Origin of the sequence: Sphingobium aromaticiconvertens (genome assembly GCF_037154075.1) — a bacterium.
Taxonomy (GTDB): Bacteria; Pseudomonadota; Alphaproteobacteria; order Sphingomonadales; family Sphingomonadaceae; genus Sphingobium; species Sphingobium aromaticiconvertens.
Map to the genome: position 1 here is coordinate 1 of NZ_JBANRJ010000001.1, position 17,424 is coordinate 17,424.

Here is a 17,424-nt window from a genome sequence, read left to right on the forward strand (position 1 = left end):
GCCATTACTGCATCCCTTCTGGAGTGGTCGTAGCGCTCTTTCTCTTGCGGGATGTCTCTGTTCAGCGACTTGGGCCACTTCTAGGATCAGAATTTTCTATCTTGGCTGACGAAGAAAGGTCGTGTGCGGGTAAAGCCCGCGACGATAGCGCTTCTACCAACATATCCACGGCTGTTGCGAGCCGATCGTCCAGCAGGGAAAGAAGTTCGGTCCATTCCACAATGGCATTGAGTTCTCCGGGACCGTCGGAAACCCCTCGCAATCCCATGAGTGGAATGTCAAACTTTTCGCATGCGCGGGCCACGGCAAATGTTTCCATATCCACCATGTCAGCGTCGATAGCGGCATAGGCGTCGCCCGAGACGATATTGGCTCCTGTTGAAAGGCGAGCCGTTTCCAGAGCGAGCGGCGTCAAAAGTGGCAGCTCTATCGGGTGATCGATAAATGGGGTCACGCCCTTGGGGAAGCCAAGCGCTGAAGCGTCCATGTCGCGCCAGGACACGGAGCGAATCTGGTAAACATGCCCTAATGCGCAAATCCGGGATCCTGCCGATCCTAAAGAGACCACCAAGTCTGGCAGATCACCTGTCCGACCCAGATCGGCAAGGGCGATGCCTGTGTGGAGCGCAGCTTCAATTGGGCCAACGCCCGTCATCAACGGCCTGAAGCGCTTTTGCAGATGCATGCCGTATTCCGCGCCCACGGCCATAACGAATAGCACGCGCTTTCCACCAATGACTTCACAGCCTGCCATGCCATTCCCTTTCGCGCGCGCCTTGATCTGCTGCAGCACATCTTTGTCGCAGGTCAATCACCAGTGCCAAAACAAGTGCGGGGGTTTCGGCGTTGCGATAGGTTCCGGAGACTATGATATGCGCGCTCTTCGTCGAACGAAGGGTTCGATCGTGTCAGCGGCGGACTAATCTTCCAGAAAGATCGCGCCCTTGTGGTCGCCAACCAGCGGGCCATCGAGCCGATTGTCGGCGAAAATACCCACTGCCCTTCCCGCTTCGCCCCGAGCCACTCGGATAACATGATCTCGCGCTTTGGGAGCACATCTTCGGCAGGTGCTTGGAACAGCCTGTTGCAGAAATCTTTGACAATCGCACCACATGATGCGTATATAAGCATCAGGAGAAGCGACATGGCAAGTAAAGCAGCAAGGGCAGCCGTGCCGGTAGTACATGCCGGGTTGCAGACATTTTCGGGCGAAGGGGATCGTCACCGGTTAACGGGAACGGCCGTGAAAGCTGTATTGCGCTTGATCAGTGCCTGGGGTGGCAGCAATGCCGAAGGCGCAACGCTTCTGGGCGTTTCTGAAAGCACATGGGATCGAATGAAGTCCGGTAAATGGGATGGTGTGTTGAGCCAGGACCAGATGACACGGGCTTCCGCGCTTATCGGTGTGTTCAAAGGTCTGCATCTGCTTTTCGCCGATGACATGGCGGATCGTTGGCCCAGACTCGTCAATCGTGGACCAATCTTCGACCGCCGTGCGCCCATTCATGCGATGATGGAAGGCGGCATTCCCCGCATGCTCGAAACGCGCCAATATATCGACGCGCTGCGTGGCGGTCTCTGATAACGGGCAAACCTTACCAGTGGCGCGAGAAGCATTTTCGCGCACGGTCCGGCTTGTCTCGAGCGCAAGGCTACGCGAAGCGGTCTTGGCGCCACTGGCAGATTCTCCGGAAGAACTGGACCTGATCGCTGAAATTGAAGCCGCTACAAGCAGCAGGCGGATCGCTGAGGATCGCGGCCTCAGCGCGCTCTCGGTCGACGAACTCGTGCATGGCGTGCCACATGCCCATTTCATTAATGCGAGTTTTGCCTACGCCAAGCCGCGCTCGCCAATGCGGTTCAATCCGGCCGAACGCGGTGCATGGTATGCGGCGCTCGCTGTAGATACGTGCATTGCCGAAGTGGGGCATCATTTGACCCAGGCACTGATCGATGTCGACGACTTCAACGCCGTCGTCGAATATGGCGAAATGCTTGCGAGCATGTCGGGAGTCTTTGTCGACCTGCGCGCGATTCACGACCATCCCAGCCTTCATCCCGACCCGGCAACGGGCTATGCCGCTGGCAACGCCGTTGCCGCTTTGGCGCGCGCCCAAGGCCATAATGGCATCATCTATCCTTCGGTACGCCATTCCGGAGGGATTTGCATTGCCGCCCTCTGGCCCAATGTCGTTCAGTCTGTCGTACAGGGCGCGATGTATCGCCTGACCTGGACCGGGACGCCAAATTTTGCGGTCGAAGCTCTTTAGCTTTCGTCACGCGAATTGCTCCCCACTTTCCATTCGGATGGACTTCGTTTGGGATGTCGTTTTTAGCTAAACCGTCACCTTTCAGGGCCATGATCAAGAATTTCTGGAAGTGAGTCGTCGCCGACGTGCATACCCGTGATGATGATCTGGTCCGCAGGACTGTCGTTCGCGGCCGGCGCTTGTGCATGGACTGGCAGCGGTGCCAGATATGCGATTGCCATCCAGCTTGCCGTCAAAGGCCACTTGGTCATCGTCAACTCCCCATTCTTTGTCGGAGAGGCTGGTAATGCGACTTAGTGGCAATAGCAACATATGGAAACATTAGCTTTGATCGCGGTTGCTCCAATCATGCAGGTACGTTTCAGAAAAAACATTGGGATCCAAGCTTAATGGAGTTGGGAGCCGACATATCGCTTCTCGTGAATGCCTAGGGTCAGGACTCATTGATTGATCCAGAATATAACGGTCGCGGCGATGCAGATGGCGGACATGAAGGTATGGGCGCAACGATCGTAGCGCGTGTGGATGCGCCGCCAGTCCTTGATCCTGCCGAACATATTCTCGACTTTGTGCCGCTGTCTATAGAGCGCCGTGTCGTGTGGAATGGGCACTTTCCGGTTCCCCTTTGACGGGATGCAGGCCGTGATCTTGCGGTCGGCCAGTGCCGCGCGGAACCAGTCGGCGTCATAGCCCTTGTCGCCCAGCAGGACCTTTGCCTTCGGGAAGGCATCGATCATCAGTGCAGCGCCCTTATAATCGCTCATCTGCCCTTCACTGAGCAGCATGATGAGCGGTCGGCCTTTGCCATCGCATACGGCATGTAGCTTGGAGTTCAGGCCGCCTTTGGTGCGTCCGATACGTCGGGGAACATCCCCTTTTTAAGCAGGCTTGCCGCCGTCCGGTGTGCTTTCAGGTGGGTTGCATCGATCATCAACTGGTCGGGCTTGCCGCCCTTTGCTGCCAAGCCAGCGAAGATTTTGTTGAACACGCCGAGCCTGCTCCAGCGGATGAAACGATTGTAGATCGTCTTGTGTGGGCCATACTCCTTGGGCGCGTCGCGCCACATCAGCCCGTGCTTGATGACGTAAATGATCCCAGACACTATCCGCCGATCATCCACTCTTGGCACCCCATGAGACAAGGGAAAATACGGCTCGATCCGGCGCATCTGCGCCTCACTCAGCAGAAACGGAACATCCATCGGCAGCGCCTCCTAACGCTGCTATTGAATCAACCCATCACCCAATGCGCAAGCAATTTAACAGGTCCTGACCCTAGGAAGGGTCGAGGTGAAGCCTGATGGTTCACGGATCAAATCAGGAGCCTGATGCCCTTGGCAACCGCCATCGCGGGCTGGCAAGCGATGTGCTATCTTCCCGCCGCGCACGCCTGCTACGGAGTCGGGCGTCTGGCGAGAGGAGGGCAGCCATGTCCGCACCGATCGACGAAGATAAACTGCACGCATTTGTAGGAAAGATGTTGGGCGATCTGGGGGGCGCGATGAGCGTGCCCACCGTAAGGCTAGGCGTCAGGCTGGGGCTGTTTGATGCCCTTTCGAAAGGGCCTGCTACCGCAGCAGAGCTGGCGCAGCGCGCGGACGGGTTGCATGAACGTTATGTGCGGGAATGGGCGCTGGCGCAGGCGGCAAATGGCTATGTCGATTTCGACCCGGGGACCGACCGTTTCAGCCTGTCGCCCGAACAGGCGATGGTGTTCCACAATCCTGACAGCCCGGTCCATCTGGTTGCCGCTTTCGAAATGGTGGCCGCGATGATCGAGGCGGAACCCAAGGTGGAAGAATGTTTCCGCAACGGAACAGGGGTACGTTGGGGTGATCATGCGGGCTGCCTGTTTTGCGCGACTGGCGCATTCTTCCGGCCAGGGTATGTCAACAATATCGTGCAGGCCTGGATTCCGGCGTTGGATGGCATGGAAGCCAAGCTTCGGGCGGGCGCAAAGGTCGCTGATGTCGGATGCGGCGTTGGCTTCTCCACGCTGCTAATGGCGGAGGCTTATCCCGAGAGCCGGTTTTTCGGCTATGACTTCCACGCACCGTCCATTGAGGAAGCGCGCCATCATGCGGAAGCGCATGGACTAGGTGAGCAGGTGCGTTTCGAGGTAGCAACGGCAAAGGACGTTCCAGAGCGGGATTTCGACCTCGTCACCATGTATGACTGCTTGCACGATATGGGTGATCCGCGCGGCTGTGCGGCACATATGCGCGAGATATTGGCGGCGGACGGAAGCTGGATGATCGTAGAGCCGATCGCCGGGGACAAGCCGGAGGCGAACTTCAATCCGGTGGGGCGACTCTTTTATAATGCGTCTACGATGATCTGTGTGCCGACCTCGCTGGATCAGGAGGTGGGCGAAGGGCTGGGCGCGCAAGCGGGGGAAGCACGATTGACGAAGGTTGTACGCGAGGGCGGTTTCGAACGCGTTCGGCGCGCGATCGAGGGGCCTTTTAATATGGTGCTGGAGGCAAGGTAAAGACCAGTTTCGCGATGGGTCATAAGGTAATCTGAACGTCTGTTGCTGGGGAGAGAATTTGCTCGCTGAGCGGCAAAAATGGGTCGAAGGCGGTCGCGGCTGCTTCAAGTTTTTCTACTGCCGGTTATGCACTGATCTCCTTTTCCTTCGGGCAGGAATAGTGGGTTCCTGACTAGCGCCTGCGCTGCATTCGGTCTGCAACCACAGGCCGCCAGCCCTGGGTCATGTCAATTGCTCGGCCAGAAAGTCTACGAACACACGGACTCGCGTGGGCACATTGCCGCCGCCAAGGAAGACCGCATGGATGGTCTCTATATCGCCGGGATTACAGTCTTCCAATAGCGCCACCAACTGGCCGGACGCCAGTTCGGGCTCCACGCTGAAGCGGCCGACCCGGGTGATGCCCACCCCGTCGGCCGCTAACTGGCCCAGCGTCTCGCCGCTATTCGCCTCGATTGTGCCCCGGACGCTGAGCGCATAGTCACGCCCGTCCCGCCGGAAGGGCCAGACGGGCTCCATACGGCGGAAATTGAAGTTCAGACAGTTATGGTTGTGCAGATCCTCGGGTATGGTCGGGGTCCCATGGCGCATCAGATAATCGGGCGATGCCACGATGACCCGCCGGTTTTCGCCTAGCTTGCGGGCAGTGAGCGGGCTGTCGGCGAGCGGCCCGAAACGGATAGCGACATCGGCCTGGCCAGCGGCGATGTCGACCAGCCGATCGCTGAGGCTGATATCGACCAATATGTGCGGATAGCGCCGCGCAAATTCTCCAAGTAGCGGCACGATGCAAAGCCGGCCATGGGAATGGGCGGCGCTGACGCGCAGACGGCCGCGCGGCGCCCCCTGGTTCGCGATCGACTGCTCGGCATCATCCAGGTCTGCCAGTATCCGCTTGGCACTACTGAGATAGGCCTGACCTTCGGCCGTCAGCGTCAGCGCGCGGGTCGAGCGCAGCAGCAGCCGGACGCCCAGCCGATCCTCGATCCGGTCGACGGCGCGACTGACCGCCGAAGGGGTGAGGCCCAGCAGGCGGCCGGCGGCCGAGAAACTGCCTTCGGCGACGACGGTCGCGAAGGTTTCCAGCGCCCGGGCCCGGTCCGCGTGAAAGGGTATCTTTTCATCCATTGCAAAGATCCTTCGCCTTGCCGCCCCCTAAACGAGGGCTGTCCGTCATTCCATTTATGCGCGCATCAATGAATGGAAAGGTACGCAGATGGAATATCGGCAATTGGGGGCATCGGGCCTGCGCGTGCCGGCGCTGAGTTTCGGCACCGGGACCTTCGGCGGTTCCGGCCCCTTATTCGGTGCCTGGGGCAATAGCGACGCGCAGGAAGCGCGCCGCCTGGTCGACATATGCCTGGACGCTGGCATCACCCTGTTCGACACGGCTGACGTCTATTCGAACGGTGCGTCCGAGGAGGTGTTGGGCGCGGCGATCAAGGGACGGCGCGATGCCGTGTTGATCTCCACCAAGGCTGGCCTGCCGACCGGAGAGGGAGCCAATGACTGGGGTGTGTCACGTGATCGCCTGATCCGCGCGGTCGAGGCTGCACTGAAGCGTCTCGGCACCGACCATATCGACCTGCTGCAGTTGCATGCCTTCAATGCCTCGACGCCGGTGGAAGAGTTGCTAGCGACACTCGACATACTGGTCCGGTCCGGCAAGCTGCGTCATGTCGGTGTGTCCAACTATCCCGGGTGGCAGTTGATGAAGGCGCTGGGCGTGGCGGATCGCCATGGCTGGCCGCGCTTCGTTGCACATCAGGTCTACTATTCGCTGATCGGCCGCGCCTACGAGGCCGACCTGATGCCGTTGGCTGCCGATCAGGGCGTAGGGGCACTGGTGTGGAGTCCGCTGGGCTGGGGGCGGCTGACCGGCAAGATACGGCGCAGCAGTCCGATCCCGGACGGCAGCCGCCTGCACCAGACGGCGGCCTTCGCGCCGCCGGTTGAGGAGGAACATCTCTACCGCGTCGTTGATGCTCTGGACGCGGTTGCGGCGGAGACCGGCAAGACGGTGCCGCAGGTCGCGCTCAACTGGCTGTTGCAGCGACCGACCGTGTCGTCGGTCATCATCGGCGCGCGGAACGAGGAACAGTTGCAGCAGAATTTGGGCGCGGTCGGCTGGGTGCTGACCGCCGAACAGAGCGCGCTGCTCGACCGGGCCAGCCACCTGATGCCGGCCTATCCTCACGCTCCCTATCATCAGCAGGAAGGCTTTGCCCGCCTGAATCCCCCGCTCGTCTGACAGGGAGGAACAGCATGAAGATCAATCCACCGCTTCTGGCTCTTGCCGCCGGGGCCTTCGGCATCGGTGTTACCGAATTCGCGCCGATGGGCCTGCTGCCCGTCATCGCCACCGACCTTGGCGTCTCAATTCCTGCCGTCGGCTTGCTGATCAGCGCCTATGCGATCGGCGTGATGCTGGGCGCACCGCTGATGACGCTGACCACCGGCCGACTGCCGCGTCGCACCCTGCTGATCGGCTTGACCGCCATCTTCACGATCGGCAACCTGATTGCCGCGCTGTCGAACAGCTATGCCATGTTGCTGTTCGCGCGGATCATCACGTCGCTCAACCACGGCGCTTTCTTCGGCGTCGGATCAATCGTCGCAGCCAGCCTGGTCCCGCCGCAGCGGCAGGCCGGCGCGGTCGCCGCGATGTTCATGGGGCTGACGATCGCCAATGTCGTCGGCGTGCCACTGGCGACCTGGGCCGGCGAGTTGGTTGGGTGGCGTGCCGCCTTCTGGGGTATTTCGGCGCTCGGCCTGCTCACCATCGCGGCACTGCGCTTGACCTTGCCCGACATGAAGGCGTCGACGGACGGTGACGCGCGGTCCGAACTGCGCGTGCTGGTGCGCGGACCGGTGCTGGCGGCACTGGGCTTGACCGTTGTCGGCGCCAGCGCGATGTTCACCGTCTTCACCTATATCACGCCGATCCTGCGCGAACAGACCCATGGTTCGATCGGGTTCGTGACGGCGATGCTTGTACTCTATGGCGTAGGGCTGACCATCGGTAACTGGCTGGGTGGGCGTTTTGCCGATCGCTCGGTCGACATGACCCTGATCGTGACGCTGGCCGCGCTGACAGCGATCCTCGTCGCCTTCGCCTTTGCCATGCCCCATGCCGGGCCAACCGCGATCCTGATCTTCCTGTGGGGCATTGCCAGCTTCGCCCTGGTGCCACCGCTACAGGTGCGCGTGATGAGTGCCGCAGCGGATGCACCGAACCTGGCATCGTCGATGAATATCGGCGCCTTTAATCTGGGCAATGCGATCGGTGCGGCGCTGGGCGGCGGCGTCATCACCGCGGGGCTGAGCCTGCCGTTCGTTTCGTTCGCAGGAGCGGCTGCATCAGGTCTTGGTCTGATTGCCATCTTCATCAGTCGTCGCATCGGTTCGGCGCGTCATGCGGCGGCTTTGTGCGGTGAGGCTGGATGAAACGCTTGGAGAAAAGGGCATCCCTTCGCCAAGCTTTGAAGCGGTCATACGGGTTCCGGGGATAGCAGCTCGTCGTCCGAACGGCTGACTTGGATCGGAGTGGATCGGGAGTGCTTCCGGCGGCACTCGCCCAAGGGGGGGGTGATCTGGACGAGCGATTGATCGGATGCGTCAAGCCCGGTCGCCATCAGGGTGTTGCGCAGACCGCAACAGGTGGTTCCCACTCCGCGATACCTCGCTCCTCGCAAAATGGTTAGGCGGGCGGTGCTCAGAGGGGAGACCGCAACCATGCACCGCATCTTGTTCCTGGCGGGGACCGCGCTTGCCGCACCTGCCGTTTACGCCCAGCCTGTTTCCCATGCCCAGCCTGTTTCCGATGAAGGGGGCGTGGATATCATTGTAACCGGCACCCGGACCACTGGTCGCTCCGCCACGCAGTCATCGGCGCCCGTCGATGTCGTGAGTGCGGAGGCGATTGCCGGGACGGGCTATAACGACCTCAACCGCGCGCTCAATTTTCTTCAGCCATCGGTCAACTTCGCCCGTGCGGCGACGACTGCCAGTGCGGCCAATACGCGCCCGATCACGCTGCGCGGGCTGTCGCCGGACCAGACCCTCGTCCTCGTCAATGGCAAGCGTCGTCATGCCAATGCCGTGCTGAACGTCAATAACAGCATCGGACGGGGATCTGCGGGCGTCGACCTCGACACCATCCCGCAAAATGCCATTGCCCGCATCGAAATCCTGCGCGATGGCGCTGCGGCCCAATATGGGTCGGACGCGATTGCCGGCGTCGTCAACATCATCCTTAAATCCAATGCGGAAGGTGGGTCGGCTGAACTGCTCGGCGGGATTACGGAAGAAGGCGACGGCCTCAACGGGTTGGCGAGCGCGAGCGCGGGATTCCCGTTGGGCGCAGGGGGCCATGTGACGCTCAGTGTGCTGGCGCGTGGGCAGGAAGCGACCAATCGTGCTTTCGTCGATCAGCGTTTCGATCGGGTGACATACCGGATCGGCGATCCCGAAAGCCGGCTTGCGAGCCTTGCCTTCGACGCGGCGCTGCCGCTGGGCGCGGCGGAACTCTACAGCTTTGGCACGCTCACGCGAAAGATTTCCAACAATGGCGCTGGCTTCCGCGTGCCAGGCTATTCGCCGCTCTATCCTGAAGGGTTCCTGCCGATCATCGAGCCGCGCATCTGGGATGTTGGCGGCACCATAGGCTTGCGGGGCGAAGTTGCCGGGATACGTGCCGACCTCAGCCAGAGCTATGGCTATAACAAGGCGGATTTCTCAGTCCATGATACCGCCAATGTCTCGCTCGGCCTCGACAGCCCGACCCGGTTTGATTCAGGCGGCGTCACCTATCGGCAATATGTGACCGACCTCCTGCTCTCGCGCCCGCTTGCCCTGCTGGCGGGTGGCAATGTCGCCGTGGGTGGCCAATATCGCCATGAAAGCTATAGCATCCGCAATGGTGATCCGGCCGCCTATTTCGGCCTCGGCGCCGATGGTTTTGCCGGGTTCAATCCGCGCAATCCCACAGATGCGGGCCGGAATGCCTATGCGGGCTTTCTCGATGTCGAGCTTCGCCCTGTCCAGCCGCTCCTCCTTGGCGGGGCCATCCGTCATGACCATTATGACGATTTCGGCGGCAAGACGACCTGGCGGCTGACGGCGCGTCTGGAGCCGGTGAAAGGACTGGCGATCCGGGGGACGATCGGCACCGGCTTCAAGGCACCCTCGCTCCAGCAGCAATATTACAGCGCTGTGCAGGGCGCGCTTTCCGGCGGTAATCTGGTAAGTGTCGCCACGCTTCCCGTGTCCGACCCGATCGCCCGCGCTGTAGGTGGAGCCGATCTGAAGCCCGAGCGATCGCGCAATGCGACTGTGGGTTTCGTTGTCGGCCCGGTCGAGGGGTTCAGCTTCGCCGCCGACTATTTCCATATCCGCATTCGTGATCGCATTGCGCTCACCGAGCAATTGGGCGGTGCGGCCGTGACGGCGATCCTCGCAAGGGCGGGCGTCACTGGCTTCTCGCAAGTGCGCTTCTTCACCAATGCCGTGGATACCACGACGCAGGGCCTTGAATTGACCGCGAACTGGTCGGGTTCGCTGGGGCCGGACACGCGGCTGTCGGTCAATGCCGGCTATGGCTGGTTCAAGAACCGGCTCGACACACTGCGCCCCAACCCGGTGCTGCCGTCGTTGCCCTTGCTCGCGACGCGCTCCATCCTGTTTCTCACGCAAGCGCAGCCATCCAACAAATTCACCCTGCAATCGACGCTCACTCATCGCCGGTTGGAATTGCAGGCCAATGTCACCGCCTTTGGTCCCTATACAGCAGCGCCGATCGCCGCGACCCAGACCTTTGGCGGCGGCGAGTCGATCGATCTGTCGGTCGGCTATGCGATATTGGACGGCGTGCGCCTGACCGGGGGCGTGCAGAATATTTTCGACGCCCGGCCCGACACGGTGGCCGATCAGGGGCGCTTCATCAGCGCGACCGGCGGCAGTTTCCCGACGGGGGAGGAAACGCCGCTGGGCCTCAATGGCCGCAGCTATTATCTGCGCCTCTCGGCACGCTTCTGATGCTGTCGCGACGCCGCTTGCTGGCGGGCGCCGCCGCGCTCGCCGCGACGCGCTTCCTCGAAGCGCCATTGCGGGCGCGTCCGGTTTCGGGGCGTCCGCACCTTGGTCGCGATCCCTTCGCGCTCGGTGTCGCTTCAGGCGATCCGGGTACGGATAGCGTCATTCTATGGACCCGGCTGACGGGCATCACGGAAGACCGCATGATCGGCTGGGAACTGGCCGAGGATGCGCAATTTCGCAGGATCGTCCGCACCGGCACGGCGCTGGCGAGCGCCGGCCGTGGCCATGCCGTGCATGTCGAGCCGCAGGGTCTGCGGGCGGGACGCCCCTATCATTACCGCTTCCACATCGGCGACGCCGTCAGCAGAACCGGGCAGACCGCGACGATCGATCCAGGCGCCCAACGGTTGCGGATCGCGCTCGCCTCCTGCCAGCATTGGGAACAGGGCTGGTTCAGCGCCTATCGCGACATGGTCGCAGCCATGCCCGACGCGGTGCTGCATGTCGGCGATTATATCTATGAGAAATCCTTCGGCGGGGGGCCGGACGTGCGCCGTTTCGACGCGCCTCAGCCGGAAACGCTGGACGATTACCGTGCCAGGCACGCGCTCTATCGTACCGATCCCGATCTGGCGCAGGCCCATGCCAGCCTGCCTTTCATCGTCACCTGGGACGATCATGAGGTCGAGAATGATTATGCCGGATCGCAAGGCGTGGCGACCCAGGAGCCCGCCGTCTTCCTGCGCCGCCGGGCCGCTGCCTATCAGGCCTATTTCGAACATATGCCGATCGCGCCCGCGCGATTGCGCGCGGATGGCGAGGCGCGGCTGTACCGACGGTTCGACTGGGGCAGGCTTGCCAGCCTGCATGTCCTGGACACGCGGCAGTATCGAACACCGCATCCGTGCAGCAGCGGCGGACAGATCATCGAGGAATGCGACGCGGTTTCAGACCCGGCGGCAACCATGCTTGGCGGCGCGCAGGAGCGGTGGCTGGCCGAAGGGCTTGGCCGGTCCCGCGCGCCTCAATGGACCCTGTTGGGGCAGCAGACGCTGTTTTCCCGCCTGCATCTGCCGCAGGGACCGCAGGCCCGCTATTCGGACATATGGGACGGCTATGAATCGACGCGGCGGCGGGTGACGGCGATGCTGGAACAGCCGTCGGTACATAATTCGGTGTTTCTGGGCGGCGACGTGCATTCCTTCTGGGTCAACGACGTACAGCGCGATTTCGACAGGCCGGATTCTGGAACCATCGCGACGGAGATCGTCACCTCCTGCCTTGCCTCGCGCAATGGCCCCGAAGCGCTGTTCGCACCGGCGCGGGCACTCAATTCGCATGTGCGTTTCCTCAACAATAGCCGGGCTGGTTATGTCCTGCTCGATGTGACGAAGGAGCGGCTGTCGGCGCAGTTGCGCGCCGTCGACGATCTTGCCGATCCGTCGAGCGGCTGCGCCTCGCTCGCCTCCTTCGTCGTGGAAGCGGGGCGGGCAGGGGCCATCGCCTGAGCGGCGCTCCGATGCGCTCGTGCGCCCGCGAGTGCCGCCAGCATCGACAGAATGAGAGCGCCGGGGACCGCCACGGTGAGCATGGCGCCGACGCCGCCTTCCGTCGCATCGCTTGCGGCGCCGAAAAGCAGGGGCATCGCGCCCAGCGCAACCAGATTGATGACGAAGACCGCAAGGCCATGCTGTCTGCCGCGCAGCGCCGTCGGCGTGATCTCCTGAAGCGCACCCGGACCGATCGCATGTGCCGCCGCCAGCAGGAAGATCAGCGGCAGCAGGCAGGCAAGGCTCCACGCGACAGTTGGCGCAAGGAAGGTCGCAACGCCAGCGCCCCCCGCTGTCGCAGCAGCCATGGCAAGACCGATGAGGCGCGGTTGACCACGCCGCACCAGGCGATCGCCCCAGGCGCCTCCAACCAGCGTGCCGGGTACACCGCCCAACAACAACGCTGTGCCGAAAAGGAGGCTGGCTTGCGGCAGGGAAAGGCCATGGCCACGCATCAGCCAGACCATTGTCCAGCCCAGCAGCAGATGCCCGGCGATGGCCGTCGTCAGCATGGCGGCCATGACCGGCAGGATGGCGCGGGCGTGAACGCGCATATGTGGCAGCAGCGGCTGGGACGGCTGCCTGGTCCGGCGCGCGTGCGGTTCGGGGACCAGGAGAAGGAGGAAGGCCAGGGCGGCACCCGCGACAGCAAGCATCAGAAACGGCGCTTGCCATCCTTCTGTGCCCGTCAAAATTCCGCTGCCCAGCGCAGCCCCGCCCGCGCCCAGAAAGGGACCGGCGGCAAAGCCGGCGACGGCCAACCCCAGATGATCGCGCCGCCCCGCATCACCAAGCAATGCATAGGCAGCGGGGACGAGTGTGGATTGTCCGATAGCTACCAGGACGCGGCAGGCCATCAGCGCTTCGAAGGAAGGCGCATGCGACGACAGCGCCGTCCCAAGCGCCGATAGCCCCAGTCCCGCTGCGAGCAGACGGCCCCTTGAGAAACGATCGACAAGCCAACCGGCTGGCAAGGCGAGCATTGCGTAAATGAGGCCGAAACTCGAACCGTGGAGTGCGCCCAGCGCCATGTCCGTCACCGCGAATTTCGCCGCGATCGGGACGCTCAGGATGGCAATAAGCTGGCGCTGTGCGAAGGCGATTACATAGGCGCACAACAGCAGCAGCGCGAGCAGCCGAAAACGGCCTGGGGCCTGGGAAGCCAGTCTGCTAGTGTAAGGACAGCGCATCGAAAACGGCCACCGATTGGGCCGTCTCGCGTCGCAACCAGTGCAGGAATCGCGTTTCGGTCGTTGAGGGGTTTACGCGGCCGCGATTGCGGAAAAGCTTGTAACTCTCGCCGATCGGCAGGGTAGGCCCACAGGGAATGAGCGCACCCGACTTGAGCTGTGGCTCGCACAGCATCGGCACGGCAAGGGCAATGCCCATGCCCGTCAGCGCGGCCTCGACCATCATCGCCATGGTCGCAAATTCGATGATGGTGTCAGCGCTGCGCTCGACATTGGCAGCCGCCAGCCAGCGCTGCCACATGCCGCTCGGCTGCTTTACCGACAGGAGTGGATAATGGATCAGTTCCCGCACATCGGTCGGTGGAAGCCGGCCATCGGCCAGCATCGGCAGGCTGACGGGGCAGCCTCGAGCGCTGACCATGGTTTCGCTCATAAGATCGGGCGCCTCCAGTGAACCCCAGAGAGCGAAATGCGCCTCGCCCGATCGCAGGACATCGGGATCGCGTGTCGGCATGACCTCCAGCACGATGTCGTCGCTTTTACGGAGCTGTGTCAGCCGTGGCATCAGCCAGCGGGTCGCCAGGCTGTGCGATGTCGCCATGACGAGCCGGTTGCCGTCCTCGTCGACCGCGGTCGTTGCGCGGTGAATGGCCTGGATGGCAGGCGATACAAGGTCCAGATAGCGGCGTCCCGCCGCGTTCAGCCTCACGCCCTGTTCGGTACGGTCGAACAGCATGCGCCCAAGAAATGTCTCCAACCCGGCGATGCGCCGGCTGACGCCGGAAGGGCTGAGCTTGAGCGTTTCTGCCGCCGCGCGAATACCATGGTGACGAGCCACAGCGACAAACGCTTCGATGCATTCGAGCGGAGGAGAACGGCGGGACATACGTTCCTCTTAGCTGTCGTTTATATCAATTCTGCGACAGAATTTCTCACCGATTGGATTCTGAACGAACAGCAGGTTTCGGAATGCAAATTTCACGGTTGAAGGGGCGATAAGGGTCGGAGCCGGGACAGGCCAGGAACATTTTTAGCTGCCTTGCGGCGCCAGCGTTGCTGGGGTGTCGGCACGATGGCGCTTCCACCAGGCCAGGATCACGTCAGCCGCCGGGCGCTCGACCAGGCGATTGATGAGCGCTCCCAGCATCAGCGCGACCAGAAAGGCCAGGGAAAAGGCGGTCCATGGGCCAAAGCCTGCTGCGCTTGCCTTCAGCATGACCACAAAGCCGATATGCTGGTGGATGAGGTAGAAGGAATAGCTGATCCCGCCGATCCAGGTCAGCGGCCGCACGGCGATGAAGTGCAACCAGCCCTGCATCATCGCGACAAAGGTCGCCAGCAGCAGGCAGGCGACGATGGCAATGTCGATCGCCTCCGTCGCGGCCACCGTCAACAGCGCCGCCGCGCAATAGGGTGCCTGTTGCCGCCAACTGCGTCGTCCGGACCAGAGGCGATGGCACAAAATCCCGATAATGAAAAAAGGCACATAGCGCAGCACCAGCAGCATCACGACCCGTTCCGGCATGTCCGGCCAGATGACATACAGCCAGCGCAGGGCCAGCCAGCCAAGCAGCAAAGGCTCCAGCCGTCGCATCCTGGTAAACTTCCACAGTGCGATCATGCAGACGTAAAAGGCAATCTCCACCGTCAACGTCCAGTAGGCGCCGTCCACTTCGGGTAGAAAGGCGAACCCCTGGAGCATCGTCAGGTTGGCAAGGATGGCCCCCGGTCCGACCATCAGCGACCAGGCATGAGCGCTATATTCGACCGTCAAGGTCAGCAGCATCGCTGTCAGGTAGGCCGGATAGAGCCGCGCGATCCGGTTGACCGCAAAGTCCGCCACGGTGCCGATCCGGTCGAGCGTGAAGAAGATCGAAAAGCCCGATATGGTGAAGAACAGCAGCACACGATAATTGCCGCCGGGAAAGCTGAAAGGCACATGGGCCGCGGCGGGAAAAATCTCATGAAAGCGCGTGGAATAGTGGAAAATCAATACGCATAATGCGCCGACGCCCCGCAGTGCATCGAGTTCGGTTAACCGACTCCGGGCTTTTTCGGGGGCGACCATTGTTACGCCATAGCAATATAAAAGACATAAACCACGGGATTTTGTGGTTAATTCCATGTCGTAACTGCGGTTTTGTTGCTGTTCTATGTCCTGAACCGAAACATGGCCTGTGCAAAAATGGTTAGTAGCAATGCCGTTATCGACAGCTATCTTGTGGTTGGAGGCGATCAGGGATCGACGCGGTGCGGGTTGAAGAGGATCGATCAGAGATCAACGGAGCGCGGTTGAAGAGGGTCGATCAGAGATCGACCCCGGCAGCAATCGCCTCCAGCTTGCGAATGCGTTCCTTGAGGTCCGCAACCTCGATCCGCGTCGCGGCGGAGGGCGGCGGCGCGCTGTCATCGGTGCGACGCAGCAGTTCGGCACGCTTCAGGTCCAGCCAGCCATTCCAGCCGCGCAAGGCTGTCAGGGCGACGATGGCGAGGCCGCACAGGCTGGCCGCTGCCGTGGTGAAGTAGAGGATGGGATCGGGCATGACGATGTCTCCCTTCGTAATTCAGGCCGTGCGCCTTGAGCGCTCAATCGCGGCCCTTGAGTTTTTCAAATTCGCGATCCAGCGCGCTGCTACTGTCGGTGGCGAGCCGTTCGAGCACGGCCACCCGGTCCTTGAGCGCCTTCACTTCCGCGCGCAGCCGCTCGGCCTCCGGATCGGGACCGCGCTGGACCAGTTCCTCGCCCCGGTGGCGGCGCACGACGCCATATTTTGCCTTGAGCACCTGCGCGATCATGACGATCCCGACGATGAAGACGACCATGGTGAACGGATTGTCGATCATCTCTTCATTCCTTCTGCATGTCTGATGCGGCGCGTGTCCGGCACAATTGAGTGGCGTCAGCGCAACGCGTCGATTTCGCGGGCAGTGCGGGCGGCAGGATCGGTCGCGATCCTCTCCAGCACGGCGATACGTTCCTCAAGGTGGCTGATGCGGCCCGTCAGCTTTTCGTTTTCACCCGAAAGCAGGTCGATTTTTCGATCAGCGTCAGGACTGGTTCGACTAACGGCACCGCTCCACTCATTCTCGACTGGATAACCGTGGCGCGCACGCACCCATGTGGTGAACATCCAGCCCAGCGTGGACAGGGCCACGATGGCGACGATGAAGGACGGTCCGGCAAAGCTCATGGCACGATAGCTCCCTGTTTGGCGGCGCGTCAGCGCAGGCGGTCAATCTCGTCAGACAGGCGCGTGTTGCGACTGGTGTAATAGGTTTCGATGTCGGCAAGACGGCGGTCGATGTCGCGGAACTTGGAGCGGACATCGCGGGTAGAGCGTGCCGGATTGGTGCGCACACCCTGCCAGAATTTTTCGTCGTCGCGGTCGGCATAGAGGCCCAGCGGCTTTGCATCGGCGAAATAGGCGGCGGCGAAATAGGCGATCAGCGTCCAGGGAAAGGCCCCCATCAGCGTCACCAGCACCGCGCCGACCCGGACCCAGACCACGTCGATCCCGGTATAGTCGGCTATCCCTGAGCAGACGCCCAGCCATTTGCCATTCTGTTTGTCGACATAGAATTTTGTGCGGCGGGCGGTCATCTCAGTTCCTCCTCTCGAAACGATAGTCGTCATCCGGCTCGTCCGTGCGGTCAGAGCGGAAATCGGGCCGGAAATCAGGGTTGTCGGCAGCGACGATGCGTTCGACCGTCACGATCCGCTCTTCCAGCCGACGGGCGAGCAGGTGGAGTTCATCCAGCAGCCGCTCATCCTCGTCCGTGATCTTGGGGGCCTGTTTCCACTTGGTGACATAGTGGAAGATCAGCCAGGGCATGCCGATGAAAAGCATGCCCACGACGGCGATGGGGACCAGAACCTCTTCCATGGCG

The 17,424-nt window shown here is 61.9% G+C and carries 18 protein-coding genes and 1 pseudogene; 7 read left to right on the forward strand and 12 right to left on the reverse strand.

What is annotated here, in order from left to right; all coding sequences use genetic code 11:
- Window positions 1-61 precede the first annotated feature (61 nt).
- Entirely contained in the window at window positions 62-754 is a 693-nt protein-coding gene (locus WFR25_RS00005; protein ID WP_336974530.1) for a 5'-methylthioadenosine/S-adenosylhomocysteine nucleosidase, read from the reverse strand.
- A gap of 192 nt (window positions 755-946) precedes the next feature.
- Between WFR25_RS00005 and WFR25_RS00010 the strand changes: the two genes are divergently transcribed.
- Together WFR25_RS00010 and WFR25_RS00015 are read left to right on the forward strand one after the other, a co-directional pair.
- Window positions 947-1,582 carry an antitoxin Xre-like helix-turn-helix domain-containing protein gene (locus tag WFR25_RS00010; RefSeq protein WP_336967336.1) on the forward strand — a complete coding sequence of 212 codons (636 nt, stop codon included), beginning with the start codon at window positions 947-949 and terminating at the stop codon, window positions 1,580-1,582.
- An 85-nt stretch (window positions 1,583-1,667) separates the two neighbouring features.
- Window positions 1,668-2,270, forward strand: coding sequence for an RES family NAD+ phosphorylase (locus WFR25_RS00015; RefSeq protein ID WP_336967337.1), 603 nt, complete (start codon window positions 1,668-1,670; stop codon window positions 2,268-2,270).
- Window positions 2,271-2,344: 74 nt separating this feature from the next.
- On the opposite strand, the gene WFR25_RS00020 is transcribed toward WFR25_RS00015, so the two are convergent.
- Complete coding sequence (locus tag WFR25_RS00020) at window positions 2,345-2,521, reverse strand: hypothetical protein (protein WP_336967338.1); 177 nt, start codon at window positions 2,519-2,521, stop codon at window positions 2,345-2,347.
- 189 nt (window positions 2,522-2,710) lie between these two features.
- Window positions 2,711-3,471 (reverse strand): IS5 family transposase gene (locus tag WFR25_RS00025; RefSeq protein ID WP_156028742.1). Its coding sequence is split into 2 segments (ribosomal slippage): window positions 2,711-3,138 and window positions 3,138-3,471, totalling 762 coding nucleotides; the frame shifts between segments, so codons are not numbered across the junction.
- A 227-nt stretch (window positions 3,472-3,698) separates the two neighbouring features.
- On the opposite strand from WFR25_RS00025, the gene WFR25_RS00030 reads away from it, so the two are divergent.
- The gene (locus WFR25_RS00030; protein WP_336967343.1) at window positions 3,699-4,760 is read left to right on the forward strand and encodes a class I SAM-dependent methyltransferase; all 1,062 of its coding nucleotides are present in this window, start codon (window positions 3,699-3,701) and stop codon (window positions 4,758-4,760) included.
- A 222-nt stretch (window positions 4,761-4,982) separates the two neighbouring features.
- Here the strand turns inward: WFR25_RS00030 and WFR25_RS00035 are convergent, their stop codons facing one another.
- A complete protein-coding gene (locus WFR25_RS00035; protein WP_336967346.1) occupies window positions 4,983-5,888 on the reverse strand; it encodes a LysR family transcriptional regulator in 906 nt (301 codons plus the stop codon).
- An 88-nt stretch (window positions 5,889-5,976) separates the two neighbouring features.
- On the opposite strand from WFR25_RS00035, the gene WFR25_RS00040 reads away from it, so the two are divergent.
- The 4 genes from WFR25_RS00040 to WFR25_RS00055 all read left to right on the forward strand — a co-directional run bounded on the left by WFR25_RS00040 (window position 5,977) and on the right by WFR25_RS00055 (window position 12,304).
- Window positions 5,977-7,011, forward strand: coding sequence for an aldo/keto reductase (locus WFR25_RS00040; RefSeq protein WP_336967349.1), 1,035 nt, complete (start codon window positions 5,977-5,979; stop codon window positions 7,009-7,011).
- Window positions 7,012-7,025: 14 nt separating this feature from the next.
- Window positions 7,026-8,207 carry an MFS transporter gene (locus WFR25_RS00045; protein ID WP_336967351.1) on the forward strand — a complete coding sequence of 394 codons (1,182 nt, stop codon included), beginning with the start codon at window positions 7,026-7,028 and terminating at the stop codon, window positions 8,205-8,207.
- A 288-nt stretch (window positions 8,208-8,495) separates the two neighbouring features.
- Entirely contained in the window at window positions 8,496-10,796 is a 2,301-nt protein-coding gene (locus tag WFR25_RS00050; RefSeq protein ID WP_336967352.1) for a TonB-dependent receptor plug domain-containing protein, read from the forward strand.
- Complete coding sequence (locus WFR25_RS00055; protein ID WP_336967354.1) at window positions 10,796-12,304, forward strand: alkaline phosphatase D family protein; 1,509 nt, start codon at window positions 10,796-10,798, stop codon at window positions 12,302-12,304. The genes WFR25_RS00050 and WFR25_RS00055 overlap by 1 nt, the downstream gene beginning before the upstream one ends.
- Before the next feature lie 158 nt (window positions 12,305-12,462).
- Here WFR25_RS00055 and WFR25_RS00060 read toward each other — a convergent pair.
- From WFR25_RS00060 to pspB, 8 genes and pseudogenes are all read right to left on the reverse strand, one after another.
- Window positions 12,463-13,536, reverse strand: a pseudogene (locus WFR25_RS00060) (MFS transporter); the annotation flags it as partial.
- A complete protein-coding gene (locus WFR25_RS00065) occupies window positions 13,517-14,422 on the reverse strand; it encodes a LysR family transcriptional regulator (RefSeq protein ID WP_336967355.1) in 906 nt (301 codons plus the stop codon). The gene WFR25_RS00065 and the pseudogene WFR25_RS00060, both read right to left, overlap by 20 nt.
- Window positions 14,423-14,566: 144 nt before the next feature.
- The gene (locus WFR25_RS00070; RefSeq protein WP_336967357.1) at window positions 14,567-15,604 is read right to left on the reverse strand and encodes an acyltransferase family protein; all 1,038 of its coding nucleotides are present in this window, start codon (window positions 15,602-15,604) and stop codon (window positions 14,567-14,569) included.
- Between the two features lie 238 nt (window positions 15,605-15,842).
- A complete protein-coding gene (locus WFR25_RS00075) occupies window positions 15,843-16,079 on the reverse strand; it encodes a hypothetical protein (RefSeq protein ID WP_336967359.1) in 237 nt (78 codons plus the stop codon).
- 43 nt (window positions 16,080-16,122) lie between these two features.
- Window positions 16,123-16,380 carry a hypothetical protein gene (locus WFR25_RS00080; RefSeq protein ID WP_336967360.1) on the reverse strand — a complete coding sequence of 86 codons (258 nt, stop codon included), beginning with the start codon at window positions 16,378-16,380 and terminating at the stop codon, window positions 16,123-16,125.
- 56 nt (window positions 16,381-16,436) lie between these two features.
- A complete protein-coding gene (locus tag WFR25_RS00085) occupies window positions 16,437-16,727 on the reverse strand; it encodes a hypothetical protein (protein WP_336967361.1) in 291 nt (96 codons plus the stop codon).
- 29 nt (window positions 16,728-16,756) lie between these two features.
- A complete protein-coding gene (gene pspC, locus WFR25_RS00090) occupies window positions 16,757-17,137 on the reverse strand; it encodes an envelope stress response membrane protein PspC (RefSeq protein WP_336967363.1) in 381 nt (126 codons plus the stop codon).
- Between the two features lies 1 nt (window position 17,138).
- Window positions 17,139-17,420 carry an envelope stress response membrane protein PspB gene (gene pspB / locus WFR25_RS00095; protein WP_336967366.1) on the reverse strand — a complete coding sequence of 94 codons (282 nt, stop codon included), beginning with the start codon at window positions 17,418-17,420 and terminating at the stop codon, window positions 17,139-17,141.
- Between the last annotated feature and the right edge of the window lie 4 nt (window positions 17,421-17,424).

What these genes read in the sequence shown, in the direction of transcription:
- WFR25_RS00005 (WP_336974530.1), bottom strand. Translation starts at nt 754, where the DNA reads ATGGCAGGCTGTGAAGTCATTGGTGGAAAGCGCGTGCTATTCGTTATG.
- WFR25_RS00020 (WP_336967338.1), bottom strand. Translation starts at nt 2,521, where the DNA reads ATGACCAAGTGGCCTTTGACGGCAAGCTGGATGGCAATCGCATATCTG.
- WFR25_RS00030 (WP_336967343.1), top strand. Translation starts at nt 3,699, where the DNA reads ATGTCCGCACCGATCGACGAAGATAAACTGCACGCATTTGTAGGAAAG.
- WFR25_RS00035 (WP_336967346.1), bottom strand. Translation starts at nt 5,888, where the DNA reads ATGGATGAAAAGATACCCTTTCACGCGGACCGGGCCCGGGCGCTGGAA.
- WFR25_RS00040 (WP_336967349.1), top strand. Translation starts at nt 5,977, where the DNA reads ATGGAATATCGGCAATTGGGGGCATCGGGCCTGCGCGTGCCGGCGCTG.
- WFR25_RS00045 (WP_336967351.1), top strand. Translation starts at nt 7,026, where the DNA reads ATGAAGATCAATCCACCGCTTCTGGCTCTTGCCGCCGGGGCCTTCGGC.
- WFR25_RS00050 (WP_336967352.1), top strand. Translation starts at nt 8,496, where the DNA reads ATGCACCGCATCTTGTTCCTGGCGGGGACCGCGCTTGCCGCACCTGCC.
- WFR25_RS00055 (WP_336967354.1), top strand. Translation starts at nt 10,796, where the DNA reads ATGCTGTCGCGACGCCGCTTGCTGGCGGGCGCCGCCGCGCTCGCCGCG.
- WFR25_RS00065 (WP_336967355.1), bottom strand. Translation starts at nt 14,422, where the DNA reads ATGTCCCGCCGTTCTCCTCCGCTCGAATGCATCGAAGCGTTTGTCGCT.
- WFR25_RS00070 (WP_336967357.1), bottom strand. Translation starts at nt 15,604, where the DNA reads ATGGTCGCCCCCGAAAAAGCCCGGAGTCGGTTAACCGAACTCGATGCA.
- WFR25_RS00075 (WP_336967359.1), bottom strand. Translation starts at nt 16,079, where the DNA reads ATGCCCGATCCCATCCTCTACTTCACCACGGCAGCGGCCAGCCTGTGC.
- WFR25_RS00080 (WP_336967360.1), bottom strand. Translation starts at nt 16,380, where the DNA reads ATGATCGACAATCCGTTCACCATGGTCGTCTTCATCGTCGGGATCGTC.
- WFR25_RS00085 (WP_336967361.1), bottom strand. Translation starts at nt 16,727, where the DNA reads ATGAGCTTTGCCGGACCGTCCTTCATCGTCGCCATCGTGGCCCTGTCC.
- pspC (WP_336967363.1), bottom strand. Translation starts at nt 17,137, where the DNA reads ATGACCGCCCGCCGCACAAAATTCTATGTCGACAAACAGAATGGCAAA.
- pspB (WP_336967366.1), bottom strand. Translation starts at nt 17,420, where the DNA reads ATGGAAGAGGTTCTGGTCCCCATCGCCGTCGTGGGCATGCTTTTCATC.